Annotated in this window: 24 protein-coding genes; all 24 read left to right on the top strand. The window is 53.6% G+C overall.

The window, feature by feature from the left end; genetic code table 11:
- Positions 1–35: 35 nt before the first annotated feature.
- The 24 genes from ACP7AJ_RS19335 to ACP7AJ_RS19220 all read left to right on the top strand — a co-directional run bounded on the left by ACP7AJ_RS19335 (position 36) and on the right by ACP7AJ_RS19220 (position 22,519).
- Entirely contained in the window at positions 36–449 is a 414-nt protein-coding gene (locus tag ACP7AJ_RS19335; protein WP_426061846.1) for an ester cyclase, read from the top strand.
- Between the two features lie 46 nt (positions 450–495).
- Entirely contained in the window at positions 496–1,293 is a 798-nt protein-coding gene (locus ACP7AJ_RS19330) for a nuclear transport factor 2 family protein (protein ID WP_426061845.1), read from the top strand.
- Between the two features lie 55 nt (positions 1,294–1,348).
- Positions 1,349–1,786 carry an ester cyclase gene (locus ACP7AJ_RS19325; protein WP_426061844.1) on the top strand — a complete coding sequence of 146 codons (438 nt, stop codon included), beginning with the start codon at positions 1,349–1,351 and terminating at the stop codon, positions 1,784–1,786.
- Positions 1,787–1,825: 39 nt separating this feature from the next.
- Complete coding sequence (locus ACP7AJ_RS19320) at positions 1,826–2,269, top strand: ester cyclase (protein WP_426061843.1); 444 nt, start codon at positions 1,826–1,828, stop codon at positions 2,267–2,269.
- Between the two features lie 27 nt (positions 2,270–2,296).
- On the top strand, positions 2,297–2,704 hold the full coding sequence (locus ACP7AJ_RS19315) for an ester cyclase (protein WP_426061842.1): 408 nt from the start codon (positions 2,297–2,299) through the stop codon (positions 2,702–2,704).
- A 54-nt stretch (positions 2,705–2,758) separates the two neighbouring features.
- Positions 2,759–3,421: a hypothetical protein gene (locus tag ACP7AJ_RS19310; RefSeq protein ID WP_426061841.1), complete on the top strand. Its 663-nt coding sequence runs from the start codon at positions 2,759–2,761 to the stop codon at positions 3,419–3,421.
- Positions 3,422–3,458: 37 nt separating this feature from the next.
- A complete protein-coding gene (locus tag ACP7AJ_RS19305; RefSeq protein WP_426061840.1) occupies positions 3,459–3,851 on the top strand; it encodes a nuclear transport factor 2 family protein in 393 nt (130 codons plus the stop codon).
- Positions 3,852–3,888: 37 nt separating this feature from the next.
- Positions 3,889–4,314, top strand: a complete 426-nt coding sequence (locus ACP7AJ_RS19300) for a hypothetical protein (protein WP_426061839.1) — start codon at positions 3,889–3,891, stop codon at positions 4,312–4,314.
- A 24-nt stretch (positions 4,315–4,338) separates the two neighbouring features.
- Positions 4,339–4,923, top strand: coding sequence for a DJ-1/PfpI family protein (locus ACP7AJ_RS19295; protein WP_426061838.1), 585 nt, complete (start codon positions 4,339–4,341; stop codon positions 4,921–4,923).
- A 12-nt stretch (positions 4,924–4,935) separates the two neighbouring features.
- A complete protein-coding gene (locus tag ACP7AJ_RS19290; protein ID WP_426061837.1) occupies positions 4,936–5,361 on the top strand; it encodes a VOC family protein in 426 nt (141 codons plus the stop codon).
- A 50-nt stretch (positions 5,362–5,411) separates the two neighbouring features.
- Complete coding sequence (locus tag ACP7AJ_RS19285; RefSeq protein WP_426061836.1) at positions 5,412–7,304, top strand: AGE family epimerase/isomerase; 1,893 nt, start codon at positions 5,412–5,414, stop codon at positions 7,302–7,304.
- Positions 7,305–7,444: 140 nt separating this feature from the next.
- The gene (locus ACP7AJ_RS19280) at positions 7,445–7,774 is read left to right on the top strand and encodes an STAS domain-containing protein (RefSeq protein ID WP_426061835.1); all 330 of its coding nucleotides are present in this window, start codon (positions 7,445–7,447) and stop codon (positions 7,772–7,774) included.
- Between the two features lie 8 nt (positions 7,775–7,782).
- Positions 7,783–10,116 carry a glycogen debranching protein GlgX gene (glgX, locus tag ACP7AJ_RS19275; protein ID WP_426061834.1) on the top strand — a complete coding sequence of 778 codons (2,334 nt, stop codon included), beginning with the start codon at positions 7,783–7,785 and terminating at the stop codon, positions 10,114–10,116.
- Between the two features lie 244 nt (positions 10,117–10,360).
- Complete coding sequence (locus ACP7AJ_RS19270; RefSeq protein ID WP_426061833.1) at positions 10,361–10,675, top strand: STAS domain-containing protein; 315 nt, start codon at positions 10,361–10,363, stop codon at positions 10,673–10,675.
- A gap of 105 nt (positions 10,676–10,780) precedes the next feature.
- Entirely contained in the window at positions 10,781–11,218 is a 438-nt protein-coding gene (locus ACP7AJ_RS19265; protein WP_426061832.1) for an ATP-binding protein, read from the top strand.
- A gap of 913 nt (positions 11,219–12,131) precedes the next feature.
- Positions 12,132–12,992, top strand: coding sequence for a sensor histidine kinase (locus tag ACP7AJ_RS19260; protein WP_426061831.1), 861 nt, complete (start codon positions 12,132–12,134; stop codon positions 12,990–12,992).
- 47 nt (positions 12,993–13,039) lie between these two features.
- On the top strand, positions 13,040–14,215 hold the full coding sequence (locus ACP7AJ_RS19255; RefSeq protein WP_426061830.1) for a PP2C family protein-serine/threonine phosphatase: 1,176 nt from the start codon (positions 13,040–13,042) through the stop codon (positions 14,213–14,215).
- Positions 14,216–14,260: 45 nt separating this feature from the next.
- Positions 14,261–14,986, top strand: coding sequence for a hypothetical protein (locus ACP7AJ_RS19250; RefSeq protein WP_426061829.1), 726 nt, complete (start codon positions 14,261–14,263; stop codon positions 14,984–14,986).
- Positions 14,987–15,025: 39 nt separating this feature from the next.
- Positions 15,026–16,042 carry a bestrophin family protein gene (locus ACP7AJ_RS19245; RefSeq protein ID WP_426061828.1) on the top strand — a complete coding sequence of 339 codons (1,017 nt, stop codon included), beginning with the start codon at positions 15,026–15,028 and terminating at the stop codon, positions 16,040–16,042.
- Between the two features lie 37 nt (positions 16,043–16,079).
- Positions 16,080–17,480 carry a sensor histidine kinase gene (locus ACP7AJ_RS19240; protein ID WP_426061827.1) on the top strand — a complete coding sequence of 467 codons (1,401 nt, stop codon included), beginning with the start codon at positions 16,080–16,082 and terminating at the stop codon, positions 17,478–17,480.
- A 52-nt stretch (positions 17,481–17,532) separates the two neighbouring features.
- The gene (locus ACP7AJ_RS19235) at positions 17,533–19,194 is read left to right on the top strand and encodes an FAD-dependent oxidoreductase (protein ID WP_426061826.1); all 1,662 of its coding nucleotides are present in this window, start codon (positions 17,533–17,535) and stop codon (positions 19,192–19,194) included.
- Between the two features lie 108 nt (positions 19,195–19,302).
- Complete coding sequence (locus tag ACP7AJ_RS19230) at positions 19,303–20,373, top strand: hypothetical protein (RefSeq protein ID WP_426061825.1); 1,071 nt, start codon at positions 19,303–19,305, stop codon at positions 20,371–20,373.
- A gap of 40 nt (positions 20,374–20,413) precedes the next feature.
- The gene (locus ACP7AJ_RS19225) at positions 20,414–20,830 is read left to right on the top strand and encodes a hypothetical protein (RefSeq protein WP_426061824.1); all 417 of its coding nucleotides are present in this window, start codon (positions 20,414–20,416) and stop codon (positions 20,828–20,830) included.
- A 42-nt stretch (positions 20,831–20,872) separates the two neighbouring features.
- Positions 20,873–22,519 carry an ATP-binding protein gene (locus ACP7AJ_RS19220; RefSeq protein ID WP_426061823.1) on the top strand — a complete coding sequence of 549 codons (1,647 nt, stop codon included), beginning with the start codon at positions 20,873–20,875 and terminating at the stop codon, positions 22,517–22,519.
- The last annotated feature ends 353 nt before the right edge of the window (positions 22,520–22,872 follow it).

The raw sequence follows: 22,872 nt of genomic DNA, 5'->3' as shown, positions 1-22,872 counted from the left end.
GGCTGATTATTTGAGTTTAACTAATAAATAAAAGCATGTCGTTAGAAGCCAACAAAGCGGTAGTGATGCGCTACTGGCAAGACTTGTGGAATGAGAAGCAGGGTGCAGTGATTGACGAAATTACGACCAGTGACCTGCAGTTTCACTTCCCACCGGGGCAGGCTCACCAGCCAGCTACGCTTCATCAATGGTTCAGCACCTCCCGCGTAGCGTTCCCCGATGTGCAGTTTACTGTTCATGAGCTGCTTGCCGAGAATGACAAGGTGACGGCCCGCTGGTCATATGAAGCAACTCACACGGGCAGCTTCCTGGGCCAGGCCGCTACCGAACGGCAGGTTACCGACCAGGGCATCAATATTTTCCGGATTCAGGACGGCCGAATTGCCGAGATGTGGATGTCGGGCGATAGCCTGGGCCTGCTCAAGCAACTCGGCGTTATCCCCACCTAGGCTCCCCTGCTGCTGCGCATTTTTCTCATTTATTCCTTTTTGCCCCGTGTCTGCTGCATTCGCCGATTTCGCTGCTGCCCAAGCTTTCCAGGCCACGCAAGTGAGCTACCTGGGGCGCGGCGACGTGGCTGGGCTGCTGCAGGCCTGCTACGCTCCTGAGGCGCGGCTGCACTCCTTCGGATTTCGAGCCGAAGGCCACAAGGCCATCGGCCGGGTGCTGGAAGTCTACCTGGCCCGCCTGAGCCAGTTGGGAGACCGGACAATCGAAAAGTTTGCGGCTGGTACCGATTACCTCTGGCTGGAGCTTAGCATAGAGCGGCCTGGTAGTTCCGAACCAGTTCGGGTGTACGAACTGAAGTTCGTGCGCGACGGCAAAATCTACCTGCAACTGTTCGGCGTGAAGCAGGGCCATCTATGGCCCGCTACCGATTTTGCCAGCCCGGTTCTAGCCGACACCGCGCTGGCCCGGGCGTTCCATCGGCGCTACCTGCGCTACCACGAGGAAAGCGACGCCGACGGCCTGGCAGACGACTTCTTTGCCGAAGATGCCCAACTGGTGACCGGGCAGATAAACGTGACCGGACGCGAGCCCATTCGAACGCTGTTTCGGGAGCTGTTTGCCCGGGAAGCAGACTTCACCCCGGTGTCGGTAGAAAACATCACCAGCGACGTCGACTACGTGTGGTTCGAGGCCACGGTATCTAGCAGCCTCGGCCTGCGCCAGGTGTACGACGTGATGCTGCTACGTGAAGGCCGGGTATGCCGGCAACTGGTAGGGCAACTGAGCGGAGTGTTACCCACCGATGCCGCTTTTGGCAAGACTGCCGCTGCGCATCCTTCTTAGCTGGTCTTTAAACCTTACTCAACCTTTTACTTACAAACCTTTAACACCTAAAGTAATGTCGTATACCCCCGAACAGAATAACGCTGTCTGCGTTGAGTTTTTTGAGACTGCCTGGAACACTGGTAACGTGCGTGCCGACCTGCTCACTTCCGATGCAATGGACCACTCGTTTGTGGCAGGCAAAGCAAAGTCGGAGCCGGGCGCTGGAAGCTTCCAAGGCATTGTGGGCATGTTTCGCCACGCCATGCCCAACATTCACCTGACCATTTTGGACCAGGTTTATGCCGCCGACAAAGTGGTACACCGCTGGAGCCTGACCGGAACCGATACGGGCGGGGTGATGGGGATGCCCGCGAGCGGCAAGCAACTGACTTTCACAGGTACGACTACCGCCCGCATGGCCGACGGAAAAATTGCCGAGCGCTGGGCCAACGTTGATGAACTGGGCTTGCTGCAGCAGCTCGGTGTGGTGCCTCCTCCCCCCGGCGCCTAGTCCTGTTCATCGTTTCCATCTTGCTCAAACCCCTTTTTTATGGAGCGCACCCAACAAAACACCGATTACATCCTACGCTTTTTTTCCGAAATCTGGAGTAAGGGAAGCATGGAAACGGCGGACGAGATTCTCGACTCCAAGTTCCAGTTTATTCTGGCCTTCGCGCACCTCGACGGGCTCGACGCCTTTAAAGGACTGGTGAAAAACAACCGGAATATTTTCGAGAATCTCACCTACACGTCTACGCCCGACGACGTGGTAACTGATGGGAGCCTTAAAGGTGCCGCATTCTGGAACATGTCCACCACCAAGCACCAAGACGCTTGGCGTAACGTGCCAGCTAGCGGCAAGCCTGTAGCCATCAAAGGAATTACATTCTTCCGCTTCGGTAATGACGGCAAGCTGACTGAAGCCCGGGTACAAAACGACGTCCTCAGCATGATGAAACAGATTGACGGCATCAAGATGCTTTACAATAGCTAATACCCCTAATCTTTCAATTCCTGTCTTATGTCAATTGAAGCAAACAAGGCCGTTGTGCGGGCTTACGCCGATGCCATTCTGGTGAAGCGTGATTTTAGCAAGTTCTCGGAATTCACCGCACCAGGGTTTTACATCGACCGCTCGGCTGTTCCGGAGGCCATCAAGGGTGAAAACGCCTTGCACTCGCAGATGGACATGCTATACGGTGCATTTCCAGACCTTGATTTGAAAATCGTGGATATCGTGGCTGAGGGGGATAAAGTCGTGGTCCGCTTTGAGGCGCCCGGCACTCACATGAACACGTTTGGAGGCATCGAGGGCACCGGCCGCACAGCCGTGTGGAAAGGCTTGGTGATGTACCACGTGTTAGACGGCAAAATCTCCCAGGCTTGGGCCAACTGGGACGACTGGGGTCTTATGAACCAGCTGAAGTAAGCCGTCGGGTTTGCCACTCAAGGCTTTCTATTCAATCACCTCAATTCGAAACTAGTGGACGCTTCTACATTGCAAAAAGTGCTGGTGCGTTTGCCCAACCTGATTACGCTGTTCTTTTCGCTGACGCTGGTCACAGGGTTTCGGTTGCTGAACGACCATTTTCACTGGAATACGTCTCCCACCTTCGACACCAGCAGCTGGCACGATGCGATAGTACTCATCTCGTTTTTGGTCACGCTGGTGTTCATCATCACGGCTTGGCTTGGCTTCAGCACCCTGATAGAACGAGTGCCCTACGCCCACAGCTTCAACCGTTTTTTGTTTGATGCGGCCCGCATTTCGGCGCTGTTTCCGATAATTATGTGGTCGTTTCTGGCCGATAATCCGACCAAGTATCAGGTGTTTGTGTGGGGGTTGGCGGGCTGGCATTTGTTTATGACCAGCTGGTACGTGTGGCCCCTGCTGCTTGGGAAAGGCTCGCGCACCGGCCATCGCTCGGACCTGACCAGCCACGCGCTAATTAGCGCCATCTACTTTGGATTAGGGCTGGCCTTCTACAAGCTGGTGGCCCAACCCTGGCCCACCAATCCGCAGCCCAACCTGCAATTGGGACTGGTGTGCCTCACGCTGGCGGTGGTGGCCGTGTGGTCCGTAAGCCGCCTGCTCAGCCTACAGCGCCGCCTCCAGCGCGAGCCGCTGGCCGCAGTGCCGGCTTAACCATTCATTTCCTTTCACTGCCCTACTCTCTTCACTTATGACGAACGTCCCTAACAGTGCGCTGGGCCAGATGTACCGCGAGCACATCCAGCACATTCTGGATAAGAACATTGAAGCCCTGCTCGACCAGTACACCGACGATGCACTGCTCATCAGTAGCTTCTCGAAGGAGCCGGTGATTTTCAAAGGCCGCGAACGGATTAAAGAACACATGCAGGGCATTCTGGGCATTGACGGCCTGGAAACCGACATCGTGTTCTGGGCTGAAACCGAAGACCCGCAAACGCTCATGATTACCGAGCAGATTACAATGCACACCAAGGGCGGCGATGCTAACATGCGCTTTGCTGACAGCTGGGTACTGCGCGATGGCCGCATTGCCATTCATTTCGCCGGCATGGTGCAGCACCCCGACGGCTCGCTGGCCTAAGCTTTATACTCATTTCTCATTCTGAACTACGACGCAGATGTTGACCGAAGATTCAATTAAAGCAATGGTGGCCGACTGGTACCAGAAGCTGGACGTGCACGTGCCAATGGTGGAAGTGCTGCCGCTTCTGGCCGATAAGGAACTGGAAATGGTGTTCCCAGAGGTAACGATTTATGGCCACGCCGGCTTCGAAGGCTGGTTTCAGCGGGTTATCCGCATTTTCTTCGACGAAGTGCACACCGTGAAAGTGGCCGACGCCACCATCAACGGCGACACGGCCGACGTGAAAGTGGTGGTGCAGTGGGAAGCCAGCATGTGGAATGCGCCCGAATCCCGCAGCAAGCGCATTGTTGCCGATGCCTTCCAGACCTGGCAGGTGAAAACCGGCCCGGCTGGCACGCCCGTCATCACGCGCTACGTGGTGGATGGCCTGGAGTATCACGAAGGTTCAGCCACTCTCTAAACCCGGCGCAAGCCCGCACCACCCATGGCAGATAACCTGCGCCTGCAAGGCAAGAAAATCGGGATTTTGCTCGAAGCCGACTACTTCGAGAACGAGATTTTCTACTACAAATTCCGTTTTCCCGAAGAAGGCGCGGAACTACACTTCCTCACGCGGCTGTGGGGGCAGGAGCGCCTCACGTTTCTCGGACACGAATACCGCGCCCCCATGGAGGTGTCGGAAACATTCGAAAACATGAGCGACGAAGAGTTGCGCAGCTACGACGCCATCATCGTACCCTCGGGCATGGTGAGCGACCGGCTGCGCTATACTGACGATGTGGACAAGATTCCGCCCGCTACAGAGTTCCTTAAGCGTGCCTTTGCCGAACCTTCCATCCTGAAAGGCATTATCTGCCACGGGCTGTGGCTGACGGCCCCGGCCACGGAGCTGGTGAAGGGCCGCAAGCTGGTGTGCCACAACAACCTGATTGGCGACGCCAAAGCTTATGGGGCTATCTACACCAACGAGGACGTGGTGATGGACGGCGACGACCTGGTGACGGGCCGCTCCGGCGGACATGCGCACCTGTTTGCCAAGAAAATCATTGAAATTCTAGCTGAGCGCTAAGCGCGGGTTTCTATGGCAGCACCGCTACTTTTTTCGCACGTCGCGCTTTCCTGCGCCGACCCGGCCCGCACCGAGCAGTTCTACTCCCAATACTTCGGCTTTCACCGGGCCCGAACCATTCCGCTGGGCGAGGGCAACGAAATCGTGTTTCTAAAAAACAGCCGTTCCGTTTATCTGGAGCTGTTTAGGGCCGATGCGCCGCAGCCTGCCGGCCTGCCCCGCGCCGAAGGCGACGGCCCGCACTATGTGGGCATCCGTCACCTGGCCTTTCAGGTCGAGAGCGTGGACGCGACGCTCGCCACATTGGGCGACACCGCGGACGTGACGCTGGGCCCGCTCGATTTTGACGCATTCATTCCGGGCTGGCGCACGGTGTGGGTGCGCGACCCGGACGGCAACATCGTCGAAATCAGCCAAGGTTACACCGACCAGGTCTAAGCCGGCCCCCGCAACAGTTCATCACCACATCATCTTACTGCTTTTCACCCATGGAAACCGCCACTCCCGCGTTGTTAACTGACCAACAACCCATCCCGCCGCACTCGGCCTCGATGAAAATTGATTTCACGTTCTCGGACACTATCTCGGGCTACGTGGTGGCGTTTTCACGTGATGACCGCTCCTTCGTGCTCGAAACGTCGGACGGGCGCCGCTACACTGAATACCTGACGGCCAGTACCTACGCTCGCACCGTGCGCAACCTGGACGAAGGCTGGCAGGATGCCGGTGGCGCCATGCTGGAACTGTTGTCAACCAAAGGGCAGTACGTGCACACCTACGGCACGTTTTATCCCAGCGCCGAGGGCGACGACGAACCCACTTTCGAAGTACAGTTTATGATATTCCCGGGCCAGAAGCCCATGGAGTACCGACAGGAAAAGCAGGATTGGTGGATTCAGCAAATCAGCTCGATTGCCACCAGCTACCTGAAATGGCAGTTTAACTATCCGGCCGAGCCCATCGACTACCATAAGTACCGCACCATGCTACACCTGGCCGGGGTGAAGCAAGGCGACTACCTGCAGGAAACCGACACCATCTCCCGCATGGTGTACGGCTTTGCTTCGGCCTACATGCTCACGGGCAAAGAGGAGTTTTTGGAAGGCGCCGAAAAGGGCACCGAGTACCTGCGCGACCACATGCGCTTCTTCGACCAAGACGAGGACTTGGTGTATTGGTACCACGGCGTGAAGGTGGACGGCGATAAGGAAACCAAACTCTTGACTTCAGAATTCGGCGATGACTTCTACTCCATCCCGATGTATGAGCAGATATACGCCCTGGCCGGCCCTACCCAAACCTTCCGCCTGACCGGCGACAAGCGCATTCTGTCGGACATCGAGAAGACCATCAATCTGTTTGAGAAGTATTATAAGGACGAAGAGGGTGGGGGCTACTTCTCGCACTTGGAGCCCATTGGCCTCGACCCACGCGCCGAAAGCCTGGCCCACAACCGGGCCCGCAAAAACTGGAACTCGGTGGGCGACCACGCCCCGGCCTACCTGGTGAACCTGTACCTGGCCACCGGCGATGAGAAATACGCCGACTTCCTGGAAGACACCTTCGACACCATCACCAAGTACTTCCCCGACTACGAAAACAGCCCGTTCGTGCAGGAGAAGTTCATGGAAGACTGGAGCAAGGACCAGAGCTGGGGCTGGCAGCAAAACCGTGCCGTAGTAGGTCACAACCTTAAAATTTCCTGGAACCTGATGCGCATGCAGTCTTTGCGCCCCAAGCAGGAGTACCTGGACTTTGCCCGCAAAATTGCCGACATCATGCCCGTCGCGGGCTCCGACCAACAGCGCGGCGGCTGGTACGACGTGGTGGAGCGCGTAGACAAGCGCGGCCAGCACCACAAGTTTGTGTGGCACGACCGCAAAGCCTGGTGGCAGCAGGAGCAGGCCATTCTGGCCTACATGATTCTGCACGGCATCGAGGGCGACGCCGAGTACTTGAAGCAGGCCCGCGAAGCCGCTTCGTTCTACAACGCCTTCTTCCTCGATACCGACGACGGCGGCGTGTACTTCAACGTGCTGGCCAACGGCATGCCCTACCTGATGGGCACCGAGCGCTACAAGGGCAGTCACTCCATGAGCGCCTACCACAGCACCGAACTGTGCTTCCTGTCCACGGTGTACACCAACCTGCTCATCACCAAGGAGCCCACCTACTTCTACTTCAAGCCGTACCCGAACGCGTTCAAAAACAACCTGCTGCTGGTGTCGCCCGACATCCTCCCCAAGGGCTGTGTGCGCATCACCGAGTGCTTCATCGACGACCAGCCCTATACCAACTTTGACGCCGACGCACTGAGCGTGACGCTGCCCGACACCGACAAGCAAGTGCGCGTGAAGGTGCTGCTGACGCCCGTCGGGTAAAGGAAGGTACAGACGTTGTGCCTCCTTTTTCAATCCTTCTTTTAGAGGCATCGGCAATGAAGCGGTGCCTCTAAAAGCTAAGGCACAACCAGTGGTAAGGCTGCCAGGATTTTCCAACCATTTTTAACAACCAAGCATTTATGACTGCAACCACAAGCACGGTCGAGAACACAACAGTCGTGACGGCCGAAGGCAGCATTGACAGTAAAACGGCCGGTGAGTTCGAACGCACGGCGCTGACGGCCATTCAGGGTCAGCGCGAAGTGATTATTGACTTGACAAAGGTAGATTTTCTGTCGAGCGCCGGCCTCCGAGTGCTGCTGGTGGTGTACCGCCAGCTCAAAGCTAAAAATGGCAAAGTGGTGCTAGTAGGCACATCAGAGGAAATCCGAGATGTAATGAGCGACACTGGGTTCCTGTCCTTTTTTATCACTGTCGATACGCTGGCCGAAGGGCTGGCCATTGTATAAAGACCCGCATGGACAAGCAACCCACCCTTCCTGCGCAGCTCTCCGCCGAGACCACGCCAGTAGCTAAGCCCCGAGTCAAGAAGACAAAGCCGAAAACGGTGGGCTCGGCTGAGCCCGCGGTGCTGGAAGTGCCCGATGTTACTGGCACGGTGGCTGTGGTAGAGGCTGCGGCTTTGGCTACCGATGAAACGCAAGTAGCTACGAAGGCTGCCCCCGCGACAAGCGCTGCCGAAACCCGCATCGATTACTACCCTACCCATGAGCATGCCGGGTACAAGTTCCGCCGCGGTCACGTATTGCCTTTTGGGGCCACAATGGTTGCGGGGGGTATCAATTTCAGCATTTACTCGGCGTCGGCTACCGACTGCACCTTGGTGCTGTTTGAGCGCGGAGCCGAGGCGCCATTCACTGAGATTCCCTTTCCAGATGAGTTTCGGGTAGGCAACGTGTACAGCATGATTGTGTTTGAGCTGGACTACGAGCGTCTGGAATACGGTTACCGAATGAGTGGTCCGTGGAACCCCGACGCTGGTCACCGCTTTAACTCTGACATCATCCTGAGCGACCCTTACGCCAAGGTGATTGGAGGCCGCGACACCTGGATGGCCCCACCAAACTGGGACAACGTATATCCTTACCGCTCGCGGTTGGCTTTTGAGGACTTCGACTGGGAGCACGACCACCCCCTCGAAACGCCTACCGAAGACCTCATTGTGTATGAGATGCACGTGCGGGGCTTCACGCAGCACCCCTCCTCGGGGGTGCGGAATAGGGGCACTTTTAGCGCTATGCGAGCTAAAATCCCCTATCTCAAAGAGCTAGGCGTGAACTGCGTAGAGTTGCTGCCCATCTACGAGTTTGATGAGTGGGAGGGCAATCGCACGAGTCCAATCACAGGCGAGCCTCTGGTAAACTACTGGGGTTACAACACCGTCAATTTCTTCTCGCCTAAGGCGGGTTACGCCGCTACCGGTCGGTTTGGAATGCAAGTCGATGAGTTGAAAACGCTCATTAAGGAACTGCACAAAAACGGCATTGAAGTGCTGCTCGATGTAGTGTTTAACCACACGGCTGAGGGCGACCACCGGGGGCACACCATTTCGTTTCGGGGCGTCGACAACAAGACGTACTATATGCTCACGCCCGAAGGCTACTACTTTAATTTTTCCGGCACAGGCAACACCCTTAACTGTAACCACCCGGTGGTGCGGAACATGGTGCTCGATTGTTTGCGTTACTGGGCTTCAGAGTACCACATCGACGGCTTCCGCTTCGATTTGGCTGCCATCTTAGGCCGGGCGCAGGACGGCAGCCCACTCTCCAACCCGCCACTGCTGGAGTCGTTGGCATTCGACCCCATCCTGGCCAAGTGCAAGCTCATTGCCGAGGCTTGGGATGCTGGTGGTCTATACCAAGTTGGTTCATTTCCGGCTTATGGACGGTGGGCTGAGTGGAACGGTAAGTTTCGCGACGACGCCCGTCAATTTTTGAAGGGCGACGAGGGCAAAGTAGGTCCAATGATGGAACGTGTCATGGGTTCACCAGACCTCTACAGCCAGCGTGGCCCCACGGCCAGCATAAACTTCATCACCTGCCACGACGGCTTCACTATGTATGACCTAACGGCATACAATGAGAAGCACAACGATGCCAACGGTGAGGATAACCAAGACGGTGGCAACGACAACGACTCATGGAACTGCGGTTGTGAAGGACCCACTGATGATGAAGGCATTAAGTTCTTGCGTAAAAAACAGGTAAAGAATGCTCTAGCCATGTTATTAGTAAGCCAGGGCGTGCCCATGCTGCTGATGGGGGATGAGGTGGGTCGTACCCAAAACGGCAACAACAACACCTACTGCCAGGACAATGAATTAAACTGGCTGAACTGGGACGACTTACATGCGAATGCCGATTTACTCAACTTTGCTAAAAGCTTAGTACACTTTCGGCGGCAGCACCCCGTGTTGCGCAACCACGAGCACTTCCGCCACGAAGACTACGTGGGCAGTGGCCGCCCCGATATTAGTTTCCACGGCACACAAGCCTGGCAGCCAGACAAAAGCACGGCAGCTCGGGCCTTTGCTTTTATGCTCGACGGCCACCACGCCAAGCAGGGAATTGTACAGGACAATACGCTATACGTAGCCTTCAACATGTATTGGGATGCCCTCGACTTTGAGTTACCGGGCTTACCCGAAAACCAAGCTTGGTACGTGTTTGCCAACACTGCCTTAGCTGCTCCTGACGACGTCCATGCCCCCGGCTCCGAGTTGCTCCTCGATAACCAGCACAACTTCTTGGTAGGCCCACGCAGTGTGGTCATCCTATTAAGCAAATAGGGTTGCTAAGGCTTACGGTGCGCAGCATTGGTAGGCTCTCTATTTCTACTCTTCCCCATACTATTCCCACCCTATGGAAGACGAACACAACCTGCCTCCCAGAAGGCCAGGGCGCCTGAGCCTACTTCGGTGGGAATCGCTTTTCGCAGCAGTTTTAACCCCTTCCGATTCGATGCGACCCGCTTTAATGCGGAGTACTTCGCATGTCAATTTACCTTCTTCACCTCTTTCTCCCCCTCATCTCATGAGCCTGACTATCAAATCGGAAACTAAAAAGGTATCCACTATTTCTCTCGTTGGAGAGGTCGACTCCCTGTCGGCCCGAGATTTCCAAAAAGAAATTGAGAAACTCGCAGCTGAGCAGCCCGACGTGCTAGTGATACAGGCCGAGCACCTGCAGTTTATTTCGTCGGCAGGCCTGCGGGTACTCATTTTTGCTAAGCAAAAAATGGGTACTCACTTGGTCGTGTACATTGTGAAAGCTCCTGAATCGGTGGTAGACACCTTGGAAAAAACTGGCCTACAAAACAGTCTGCACATTGTAGACCATTACCTGTAGGTTGTCTAGCAGGTGCGTGAGATAAATACCGCCGCGGTTGTATTGATCAACGCACCTGAACTAGGCCACCGTCTTCTCCAACAAAAACTTGCTAATCACTAATTTATGCAACGGATAACCTTTGCAGGTACACTTGATGCTCTCGACGGCATCCGACAAGTAGTGAAAGCACAGGCCCAGCAAGCAGGCTTAGCCCGTAAGCCTACCTACAGCTTACTATTGGCCGTAGATGAAATCGCAACAAACATTATTACCCATGGCTACGGGGAAAACGGCTTGGAGGGCTGCGTGGATCTACTCACCGATTATTCGGGGGAGTGCTTTACAGTGGTGCTAGAAGATGAAGCTCCCGCCTTTGATCCGATGGCCCACAAAATGCCCACACCTGAATTCTTTGCTAAGCCGCTTGAAGAGCGGCCAATTGGCGGTATGGGTATTCACTTGACCATAAATGGGGTAGATAAATTCAGCTATGAGTACGTGGGCGGACGCAACCGTAACATTTTCAGCATGCATGTTGCCGAGCTACCATCGGTTAACTAATTATGTTCTGCTGTAGATAGCGAACTTATTTAATTCAATTTCGTCATCGGTTAAAGTGAGGGAAAGAACAAAATAATTCAAAACTGTGCAGACCCTAGGCTCCCTGAGCTTAGAAGTTTAGATGTAGAAGCTGCGCCGTATTTCTATAGGCGCAAACGTCGAGTCCTAAACTTACAGGCTAGCTTAGCGCATGCGTAATTTCAGGTCATTGCTTTGTCGTCGTGCAGCGTCAAGTTGCTGCGGGAAACAATGGGGCCATAATGAAGCTTTTAGTGTACATCCAGATTCGCTTCCAAAGTGCTAATCTCAAGGCAATACCACACGCACGTCCTGAGTAATTTACACGAAGCAGCAATCAAAACAATAAGAAGTAATTGCTGCTCTAGAAGTCACGGGAATTTCTTGAGACCTTCTTCCATCTAGCTATCGAGTGGCGCTTACGCACAGCTAAGTAGGAGTGGGGGTTTGCCCGCAGAGGTTTTGGCGAGCACCTAATTGTGCCGCTAGTTGGCAAATTGTTGCTTAATGGAATGCTACCGTTCAGGTTAGGGACGCATTTAAAAATAGTAAGTTATGCCTGCTCCCTACACAAGGCAAAAGCTACACAACCATGGATACCCCTTTCATTAATAGTGCGACTACCAAACAGCACGGCCTAACTGCCCCCGCACGACTAGGCTAAAGGCAGAGCATGGGGTGCGTATGCTAAGCTGTTTCTTTCGTTTCTACAATCACGTCTACCTCCAAAGGAACGATTCCGAGGCTATGGATAGGCAATGACATTGTAAAGATTCTGACGTTACCGACCCGCTACTGAAGGAAGCAGAAGCAAGTAAAACAGCATTGAACGACAAGTTAAATTATTGGCTGCCAAAGAGAAAATGATTTTAACAACATCTACTTAGGCCATCCTATGAACCCCAGAATAGAAGGAACTGAGTCAGCCACTGACCTTAGTGCCTCTCCCGCCGACATAGCCGTCTTGCACGCCCAGGTGGCGCAGCTTGACCGTTTGGCTTCCGTTGGCCAGCTTACAGCGGGCATTTTGCACGAGATAAAAAATCCACTCAATTTCGTAAGCAACTACGCTACACTGTCGGCGGACCTCTTAACCGACCTTGTAGAATTGAGCGCCAAGTGGACTGCCACGCCTGAAGCAGGAGAACTGGGCGACTTGTTAACCATGCTTAATGATAATATCGGCCGCATTCGTGAGAACGCGCAACGCGCCGAGCGTCTCATTCAAAGCATGTTGGCCCAAAATCGAGATGAAGGGCCACATTTTGCGCCCACTGCCCTCAATGTGCTGCTCGAGGAGTTTACCAAGCTGGCATATCAGGGTATTCGGGCAGGTGACCAAGACTTTGTTGTGTCGCTTGTGTTTCAACTCGACCCCGCCATGGGCGAAGTGGCGCTTGCTCCTTACGAATTCAATCGGGTGGTGCTCAACCTGGTGCTTAATGCCTGCTATGCAGTAAACGAGCGCCGCAAAAGCCGGCTTGATCAAGCTTATAAGCCCACCATCACCGTGTCGTCGCAGCGACTGAGCGACCACCTGGAAGTAAAAATTCGAGACAATGGTGATGGAATTCCAGCAGCCGTGAAGGAAAAACTCTTCACGCCTTTTTTCACCACAAAGCCCATGGGCAAGGGCACTGGGCTTGGCTTGTCCCTAAGCCAACGCATTGTAAATGAGATACACCACGGCACTCTAACAGTGGAATCGGTGCCCGGTGTCTACACGGAATTTACTATTCAGCTGCCTCTTAGCTAAGTGCTGGTTGCTTGCCACCTCACTCACTTTAATAACAACCTGATATTATGGTCATCAAAATTTTGAGCGTCGACGATGAGCCCGATATGGAAATGCTGATAACGCAGCGTTTCCGTAGGCAAATTCGCGATAAAAGCTTTGAATTCATCTTTGCTTCAAACGGCCAAGAAGCCCTCGACAAATTAGATGCCCACGACGACATCAGCCTGATTTTATCCGACATCAACATGCCGGAGATGGACGGGCTAACGTTTTTGACCCATTTAAATGACCGCAAAAAACCGTTTGTGAAGGCCGTAATGGTGTCTGCCTTCAACGACATGGATAATATCCGGACAGCCATGAATCGTGGTGCGTTCGATTTCGTGACCAAGCCCATCAGCTTCGAAGACCTGGAGGTAACACTTAACAGGACCATTGACCATGTGTCGATGCTAGTGCTGGCTCAGCGCGAGCACGACCAGCTCTTGGCTATTCAGAACGACCTTGATATCGCGCAGGAAATCCAGCAGGCCATGCTGCCAAAGGTGTTTCCACCGTTCCCCAATCGCACTGATTTCGACTTGCACGCCATGCTCAAAGCGGCTAAAATGGTGGGTGGCGACTTGTTTGATTACTTCCTAATGGATGAGGAGCGGTTATTTTTTCTAATTGGCGACGTGTCGGATAAAGGCGTGCCTGCTTCGCTATTTATGGCCATTACGAAGGCCATCTTCAAAAGTCATTTCTCTAATAAAGACTGCGGCTCTATTCAAGACGAAGTGATGCGCATCAATGGCTTTTTGAGTGAAGAAAACTACTCTATGATGTTTGTGACAGCCTTCCTTGGTATTTTAAACACCAAGACAGGCGAAGTCAGTTACATCGACGCTGGCCACGAGTCGCCGTTGATTTTGCGTCGCGACAATACAATAGAGTCAGTGCCCAAGCGCGGGGGCATGGCCCTGTGCATTCTCGAGGACTTCCCCTACCAGGTGCAGACGCTGCAACTCAACCCCGGTGATACACTCTTCACCTACACCGACGGGGTGCCCGATGCCAACAACCGTGCTGGTGAGCGCTTCGGAATGGCCCGCGTAAAGGCGCTGCTGGCAGCGCAAACTTCGGCTGTTTCCCCAAAGGCCATAACGGAGTTTGCCTACGAGTCGGTCAAAGAATTCATTGGGACCAATGCGCAGTTCGACGATATCACGATTCTGACGCTGCGCTACCAAGGTGCCTAAGCTACGGCTGCTTTCTTCTTCTCTTCTCATTTCCGGTTCTTATTTATGATGCTTGACCTGGTGCGACAGCACTACCCCAATGCCGTTGACTCAGGCACGTTTATACGTCGCACCCTGGACGTTTTAAAAGAAAAATATCAGCTGGAGCCCAACCAGATATTGCTGGCGCACTCCATCTGCTCCGATGATGTGAACGCCATAGCCTACCCCGAAGAAGGCCGCCAAATGCTAGGGCCCTTTAACCTGGGCGGCCTAGACGGCTACCCCTTTGTAGGGCTGACAGGTCTACTTGCCTTCGCCCACCACGTGCCTGACGACGGGGCAGCTCTGATTTTTTATGCCCCACACATCGGCCTCTCGGCGCAGGGTGAGTTGGGCAAAATTTTGCGCGTAGGCCAACAAGGAGTATCTGCCTGCTGTGGCGCCGCAGCGCTGGCTTTGCAGAAGATACGCGACGAGGTGCCGCTGCCTGCTACTTCCCCGTCTGATAACTATCAGCAGCATACTCTCACCAAGTTGCTGTACGCTCAGCGCGAGCGGGTATTGGCTGCCAAACAGCCACTGCGTGAAGCAACTGAAGTTATTCTGGAGGCGTCGGACAAGCAAATCGACCACCTCATTCAGCACACGTCCTTCATGGGTAAATACTTATTCGTGATAAGCGCAATCATCGTCAATACCGACCGTGAATTTCCTTCATTCCAAGAGCTGCGCCGATTTCAGCGATTAGATATCAACACCAAGGAAGTGCTGGAAGAGCTATTGTTTTAGATAGTAACAGATTAAAATTTTCATAATCTTTAACTCGTTATGTACGTTCGCCGTTCTATTCGATTCAGTCTGATTTGGCAGTTTGCCTGGAAAAATGTGCTGGGCTTCACGGTCTGGGCCACGGTGGTAACACTAGGCTACGAGTACCTGCGCCGACACCAGGGCCTGGATATCCGCCTGCCCTTTCTGCCGCTAAGTACCATCGGCATTGCCGTCGCCTTTTACCTGAGCTTTAAAAACAACCAGTCGTACGACCGGTTTTGGGAGGCCCGCAAAGTTTGGGGTGGAATCGTCAACCAGAGTCGTGTTTGGGCCACTCAGGTTCGCGGCTACGTATCCAACCGTCTGGCACTGCTGCCCCTGCCGGCCGCGGAACTGCACGCTACCCAGCAGGAACTGATATACCGCCAACTGGCGTGGCTCAACGCGCTGCGTCTGCAACTGCGACGCACCACCATCTATGACCGACGCAACCTGAGCCATGTGCCCGACCTGCGCCTGCCCGTGGGGGCGCCCGGCGACCCCCAAGTGCAAGATTTTCTTTCGCCCGATGAGTACGCCCGCGTGGCTCTCCTTGCGAACCCTGCTACGCAACTTCTGCACCGGCAAAGCATACGGCTGCAAGAGCTGCAGGAAGAGGGCCTGCTCGATGACTTTCGTCACGTGGACTTGATGGCAACCCTCAAGGAGTGCTACAACCTGCAGGGCGCGTGCGAGCGCATCAAGAACACGCCCTTCCCACGCCAGTATGCCTACTTCAGTACACTTTTCGTCTGGATTTTCGTCGCATTGTTGCCTTTGGGTCTGGTGAGCGAGTTCAGCATGCTCAAAGGCGTGGGCTTCGTATGGCTGACCATCCCCTTTTCCGTGCTGATTTCCTGGATTTTTCTCACCATTGAAATTGTGGGCGACAATAGCGAGGACCCGTTTGAAAACTACATTAACGACGTGCCTATGACATCACTGTGCCGCAACATTGAAATCGACTTGCGAGAGATGCTTGATGAAACCAATATGCCGCCCCGCATGCAGCCGGTGAACGATATTCTACTGTAAGGCCAGCATCACTCAGAAGTTAAACCTAGCCACCCGCATGACAATTGACGACTTAGATACATTAGCAGCTTACCCCCTGTTTGCGCAGGTGCCCCGACCGCAATTAGCTTGGTTGCTTGGGAATGCCGAGCGGCAGGAGCTTACATCTGGTCAGCAGTTGCACGGTCTAGGCGACGTAGTAACGCATACCCATGTGGTGCTAAAGGGCGAGCTTCGCTTATTCGACCCGCAACACCCTGGCCATGGCATCATTCGGTATGAGCCAGGGATGGTATCGGGATACCTGCCATTTTCACGCATGACTACGGCGAAAGGAGTTGCGCAGGCCACCCAGGCCACCACCATCCTCGCAATTCCGCGCCACCTTACGCAGCACATGGCTGCTCACTACTTCGAGCTGACCCAAGCGCTGGTAGGTGTAATGACTACGCGCGTGCGCGAAACCACTGCGGTACACCAGCAGAATGAGCGAATGGTGGCGCTTGGCAAGCTCTCGGCTGGCTTGGCCCACGAGTTAAATAACCCCATTGGTGCCGTGGCTAGCACTGTAGATTACCTCAACCGCCACGCTCAGTTCCTGCCCGACCTGACTATCCAACTGCTAGCTGTCCACGCCGCGCCCGAAGCCCTCACAGCATCCCTAGCCCTGTTTAAACCAACAGTGCCGCTGCCTTCCCTCTCGCGCCTGAGCCGGGCCAGCCTCGAAGACGACCTAGCCGAATGGCTGGCCGACCGCGAGGTACCTCTAGCCGACTCACTAGCCGAGCAGCTAGCCGAAGCGGGCTGCACGGAAGTTGCACTAGCTTCGGTGGCTAGGCAGCTACCGGGAGTGCAATTATCCCTTGCTTTGCACTGGGCCTACCACAGCCAGCAGCTTCAGCAACTGGCTGCCGATGCGCGTGAGGCAGCCAGTCGGGTAGCCGAGCTCGTGAGTTCTATAAAGACTTACACACACATGGACCAAAGCCCTGACCCTCAGGATGTGAATTTGAATGAAGGTCTGCGGAATACGTGTCGACTGCTTTCTCACAAGTTTCGCGAGGCCGGGGTAGAGTTTCAACAAGAACTAGACTCAGGGCTACCCTTAGTAAAGGCGCTGGCTGGCGAGTTAAATCAAGTGTGGACAAACCTGCTTGATAATGCATTGGACGCGCTACGCAGCCAGCCTGGTGCCCAGGTACGAGTGGCTACTCGCCACGACCCAAACTTCGTGCAGGTAACCGTGACAGATAATGGCCCGGGTATCCCGACCGAGGTACAGAGCCAGATTTTTGTGCCCTTCTTCACTACGAAGGCACCTGGGCAGGGCACCGGTCTGGGCCTTGACTTGGTGCAGCGCATCGTGCGCCAACACGGCGGTGCCGTGCGGGTGGATTCGAGGCCGGGCCATACCGAATTTGAGGTGTGTCTCCCCCGGCATCAACCGGTCGGCATGTAGTATGATTTGATGAGCTGCATATAACAGCTTTACTTTTTTTTACTTGTTTGTTATGGTTAAGCCTATCATTCTCTGTGTTGATGATGACCCGCACGTGCTACGAGCCATTGCGCGCGATTTGAAAGACAAATACCGTGCTGACTACCGGGTGCACAGCGTCGCATCGGGGCAAGAGGCCTTGGAGTTATTAAGCGAGCTAAAAAAAGCCGGTAGCCCTGTGGCCCTACTGGTATCCGACCATCGAATGCCCGACCTGAACGGAGTGCAATTTCTTGACCAGGCAAGGGCACTATTTCCAGATGCACGGCGGGTACTACTTACTGGCTATGCCGATACAGAGGCTGCCATTAAAGCTATTAACGATGTGCAGCTACACTACTACTTACTCAAGCCCTGGGACCCACCCGCTGAGAAGCTTTACCCTGTACTAAACGACCAGTTGGCAGCCTGGCAATTTGGCCACAATGCCGAGCTTGTGGGGCTCAAGCTCATTGGCCACGCTTTCTCTCCCAAATCGCACGATATTAAGGACTTCCTGGCAGGCAATCTCATTCCATACCGCTGGCTCGAATACCCCGCCACCGAACAGGCCCGCGAACTGATAGAGCTCAATCATATCGACCCGCTACAGCTGCCGGCCTTGTTTTTGGAAAACGGTTATTATTTGCTGAGTCCTACTATTGCGGAGGTGGGAACCAGCATCGGACTCCACGCTGAGGCATCGGCTGACTTGTACGATGTAGTCATCATTGGAGCCGGGCCGGCTGGTTTGGCAGCAGCGGTATACGGGGCGTCGGAAGGATTAAAAACGCTGCTCATTGATAAACGAGCTCCCGGCGGGCAGGCGGGCACTAGCTCCCGAATCGAAAACTATCTCGGCTTTCCAGCTGGTCTGAGCGGAGCTGAGTTGGCCCAGCGGGCTTCCACCCAAGCTTCACGCCTGGGCGCTCAGTTTTTGATGCCGCAGGAAGTGACTCGCATCGAGCTGCGCGACGGCTACAAAATCCTGCACTTGCGTGACGGCAGCAGCTTGCAGGCGCGCAGTGTCATTATCACCACGGGCGTAGACTACCGAAAGTTAGAAGCGCCTGGGGTGCATGATTTTACTGGGGCGGGGGTATACTACGGTGCGGCTACTACAGAAGCCAATAGCTGCCGCAACCGGCAAGTGTATGTGAGCGGTGGGGGCAATTCGGCCGGGCAAGGAGCGGTATACTTATCGCAATTTGCGGCCCAGGTCACCATTCTCATTCGGGGCGAGAGCTTGGCCGCTACCATGTCTGCGTATTTGATTGAACAAATTCGAGTTATCAAGAATATTACTGTGCGCAACTTTACAGAAGTAGTAAAGGCCACCGGTACCGACCATCTTACACACTTGGACCTGTGTAACAAACGCACTGACATCGTTCAAACTGTACCTGCCGACACCCTATTTATTTTTATTGGAGCCCGTCCATTCACGGACTGGTTGCCAGTTGAAGTTCTTAAAAATCCCCAGGGCTTTGTTCTCACGGGCCGGGAGGTACAGCTTCATTCCGATTATAGCCAATCCTGGCAGCATTCCCGCGAGCCTCAACTGTTGGAAACGTCGGTGCCTGGCATCTTTGCGGCGGGCGACGTCAGGGCCGGAGCCATGGCTCGGGTAGCCTCAGCTACGGGCGAGGGCGCTACAGCTATCAGTTTCGTGCACCGGTACTTAGCCGAAGTATAGTCCTAGAATCAGGTGCCTTATTTCCTGTTCGCTTGTAAAAGAATCTGCTGGTTTAGTCAAACTAATTGGTAGTTGCTCCTTACCCTTAATAATGTGAAGCTGATTTGTATGAACACTTCAAGATACATTTATGTTATTGTATTAGTTACTGTGCTGTTGCTGGGGGGGCTTCAAAAAGTTGCAGCTCAACGAATCCAAATCCGCGGGTTTGTCGACGCCCTGACCTACTACCAAAACGGCAAGGTCAACTTTGGCCTGGGCGAGCAAGACTTGTTCATTACTTCCGAGATAACGGAGCGCCTGTCTTTTTTGGGGGAAACCGTGTTTAAGTTTTCCCTCGCCTCCCCTACCAATTTTGACATCAGTGTCGAGCGCATTATCCTGAAATACAATTACGCAGGCAACCACAGCGTCTTGCTCGGCAAGCACCACACGCCCGTCAACTACTGGAACGACACGTACCACCATGGCCGGGTATTTTTTCCCACCATCGACCGGCCCTTGCTGTTTGCTAAAGGCATTATTCCGCTCCACACCACAGGGGCGAGCTTGCAGGGGCAAAACCTGGGCGGCATCCGCTTCGGCTACGATGCCATGGTGGGCAACGGCATCGGGTCGGGCGATGTGGCGGATAACAACCCGGTAAAGTCCGTGACGCTGGCCGTGCACATCAAGCCCACCGACGGCATGCGGCTGGGCGCCTCCCTGTACCACGATGCCATCTCGAAAGGCAGCACCATGCACCACCACGCAGGCGGTGGGGTCATGCCGGTGGCCCTCACCCGGATAAACCAGGACATCGTGACGGGCTCCATTTCCTACAATGATTCGATTTCCTCCAAGAAATTCGAACTGCTGGCCGAAAGCAGCATGGTTTCCAGCCAGTCCGACAGCCTGGGCATGCAGCGCGCCGTGGCCTCCTATGTGTATGCGGGCCTGCGCCTGACCGAAAAATTCATTCCCTACGTCCGCTTCGACGACATTCGATTTACCAGTAACCGGGAAGTGTACTTTGTTTCCACCAACACCCAGTCCATCGTAGCCGGCCTGCGCTACGAGCTAAGCTATTTGGCCGTTTTGAAGCTTGAGTACCAACACACCACGAGCCCTTTGCACGCCAACGGCCCCGTGCACGCCACCCCCGACAAGGTCACCTTCCAGGTGGCCGTTGGCTTTTAATTCGTTCTCTATGGCTTGGGTGTATCGATTTACGTTCTGTGTGCTGCTCCTCCTCGTGTATTGCCGCGCACCGGCGCGCGCGCAGGACCTGAACCTCGTGATTATTGGCAATGGCAAAGGGGTGCCGCCCGAGATGAAGCTGGCGCAGTTGAAGTCGACCCTGAAGGGCGAAAAGCTGCGCTGGCCCGACGGCAGCAAAGTGGTCATCGCCTTGCTGAAAACCACCACGCCCATCGGCCAGAGCACCAGCAAGAAAATCTACAACATGAGCGCCAACGAGTTGAATAAGTACTGGTTGGCGCTGGTGTTCCAAGGCAAAGCCGATGCGCCCAACTTCTTCAACTCCGAAGCCGAGCTAGCGGAGTTCGTTGCCCAAACCACCGGGGCCATTGGCGTCATCAACCAACCCGCCCCGAGCAGCAAGACCATCACCATCGACGGGAAGAAATTTTTATAAGGATAGTATTTACATGTCCTTCTCCTCAAAATTCCGCCGGTTATGGTAAACAACCTACGTCATTCGGCCCTCTTGGATGTGGTCCGTCACATGCGCCTCACTGTCAAGACCAAAATCTGGCTGGCGGTGACGAGCATTGTCCTGTTGTTTTCCTTCTTTGTCTTCTTCTACCTGCCCGTCATTCAAGAGCGCAGCCTGCTCAACAACTTCAACAAAGACGTACAAAATCAAGCCAACACGGTGGCATTGGGGGTAAAAATTGCCATGACCGAACAGAACTTCCAGGGCGTGCAAACGGCCATGGACTTCGTGAAGCAAGACTCCCTTCTGCAGTTTGTAAGCTTGCTTCAGATTGATACCACTTGGAACGCGAACCGTACCCATTACCGCATCAACCGGACCGTCTTCAAGAACTACCCCGAACAAAAGAAGATAAACGTTGACGCCACTTCCAGTGACTCTTCGGTGGTCAAGCGGGCCAGTTTTAGCACACCCATGATGACCGGTGAAATTATGCTGGCGTTCTCCACCCGGGAAATTGTGCAGGACAAACGGCAGATTCGCATCACCTCGCTGTTTTTTAGCTTCCTGGTGTTCAGCATCGGCATCGGAATTGGCTTTGGCCTTGCCAGAAACATATCCGTGCCGGTGCTGAAGCTCCGGGATGCTGCCACCAAGGTGGGGCGGGGCGACCTGACCCAGCGCGTGCAAAGCAATTCGCGCGATGAGATTGGGGAGTTGGGCACGGCGTTCAACAAGATGGTGACCGACCTGTCGACGACGCGCCAGGAACTCGATGCCCGTACCAGTGAGCTAATTATAGAAAAGAAAAAGTCAGATGATTTGTTGGAAGACCTTAGAAAAACGCTTATTGACCTTAAAGAGGCACAGGAACATTTAATCCGCCAAGAAAAGCTGGCTTCTATAGGCGAACTCGCTAAAGGACTCGTTGATAGACTTCTTAATCCTTTGAATTACGTCAGCAATTTTGCTTCTCTAATAATTGAATTAGTGCAGGAGAGCAAAGAAGTTTTAGCAATAGATCAATATGCATCGGATGCATATGTTCAGACAGAACTTTTGCCTTTACTGGCAATGATGGAAGTAAACACAGAAAAGATTAAAGAACATGGATTTAGTCTGACCAGGATAGTAAGAAGCATGGACAAATTATTAAAAGCTAAGTCAACTGTTTTTATAGAAACGCACATCAATTCCTTCGTAGAAAGTCAACTTTTAAATTATAAGAAAGAACTTGGAGGTAATAGCATGCCTGTGTCAATTCAATTAATTAAGAATGAAAATGTAAACAACTCATCTGTAATGATATTGCCTGCAGAGATGGCTTCAGTACTTTTTAGTTTGCTCAACAATGCCGTCTATTCTTTAAATGAAAAATATCAAAAAGATAACACCTTTGAACCAAAGCTCACGGTTAAGATTTCTACTTATGATGGATTCGTAGAGGTAAGAATAAAGGATAACGGCAAGGGTATATCTGCTTCTGATTTAAAGCAATTATTTTCCCCTTTTTTCACCACTAAGCCTACTTCACAAGGAACAGGCTTAGGATTATTTATTAGCCAGGATATTATCAATATACATAAAGGAAATATTTCTGTCGAGTCGAAACAGGATGAGTTTACAACATTTCGAATAAAACTGCCTTTATCTAGTGGGATAATATGATTAATTATGGCAGCCTTGGTCTATTGGGTGCTTTCAGTTAGGGTCGACCTTTGAGCATGGAGTTCTTCCTGCAAAAAGAAGAATTTACTCACTAAGCTGTCAAATCATTAATTATTAGCAGCATGGAAGCTATTTGAACCTGTTCAGTCGAAAAGGAAACCCTTTTTCATAAGTCTGACACACCCGCTGGAATGCTTAGAATCGCCCTTTTTATAGGCGTTTTAAGGGCTCCCTTTTTGATAAGACTTTGACGAACGGCTTAGCGCATAAATCCGCCCTTTTGGAAGAAAAACCCTAAAATGAGTCCGCCCTTACGCTTAGCGGCGCGCTTCTGGCCCTCCCATTCGCTTATG

Source organism: Hymenobacter sp. B1770, assembly GCF_049896385.1.
Lineage (GTDB): Bacteria > Bacteroidota > Bacteroidia > Cytophagales > Hymenobacteraceae > Hymenobacter.
This window is presented reverse-complemented; position numbering and strand designations above follow the sequence as displayed.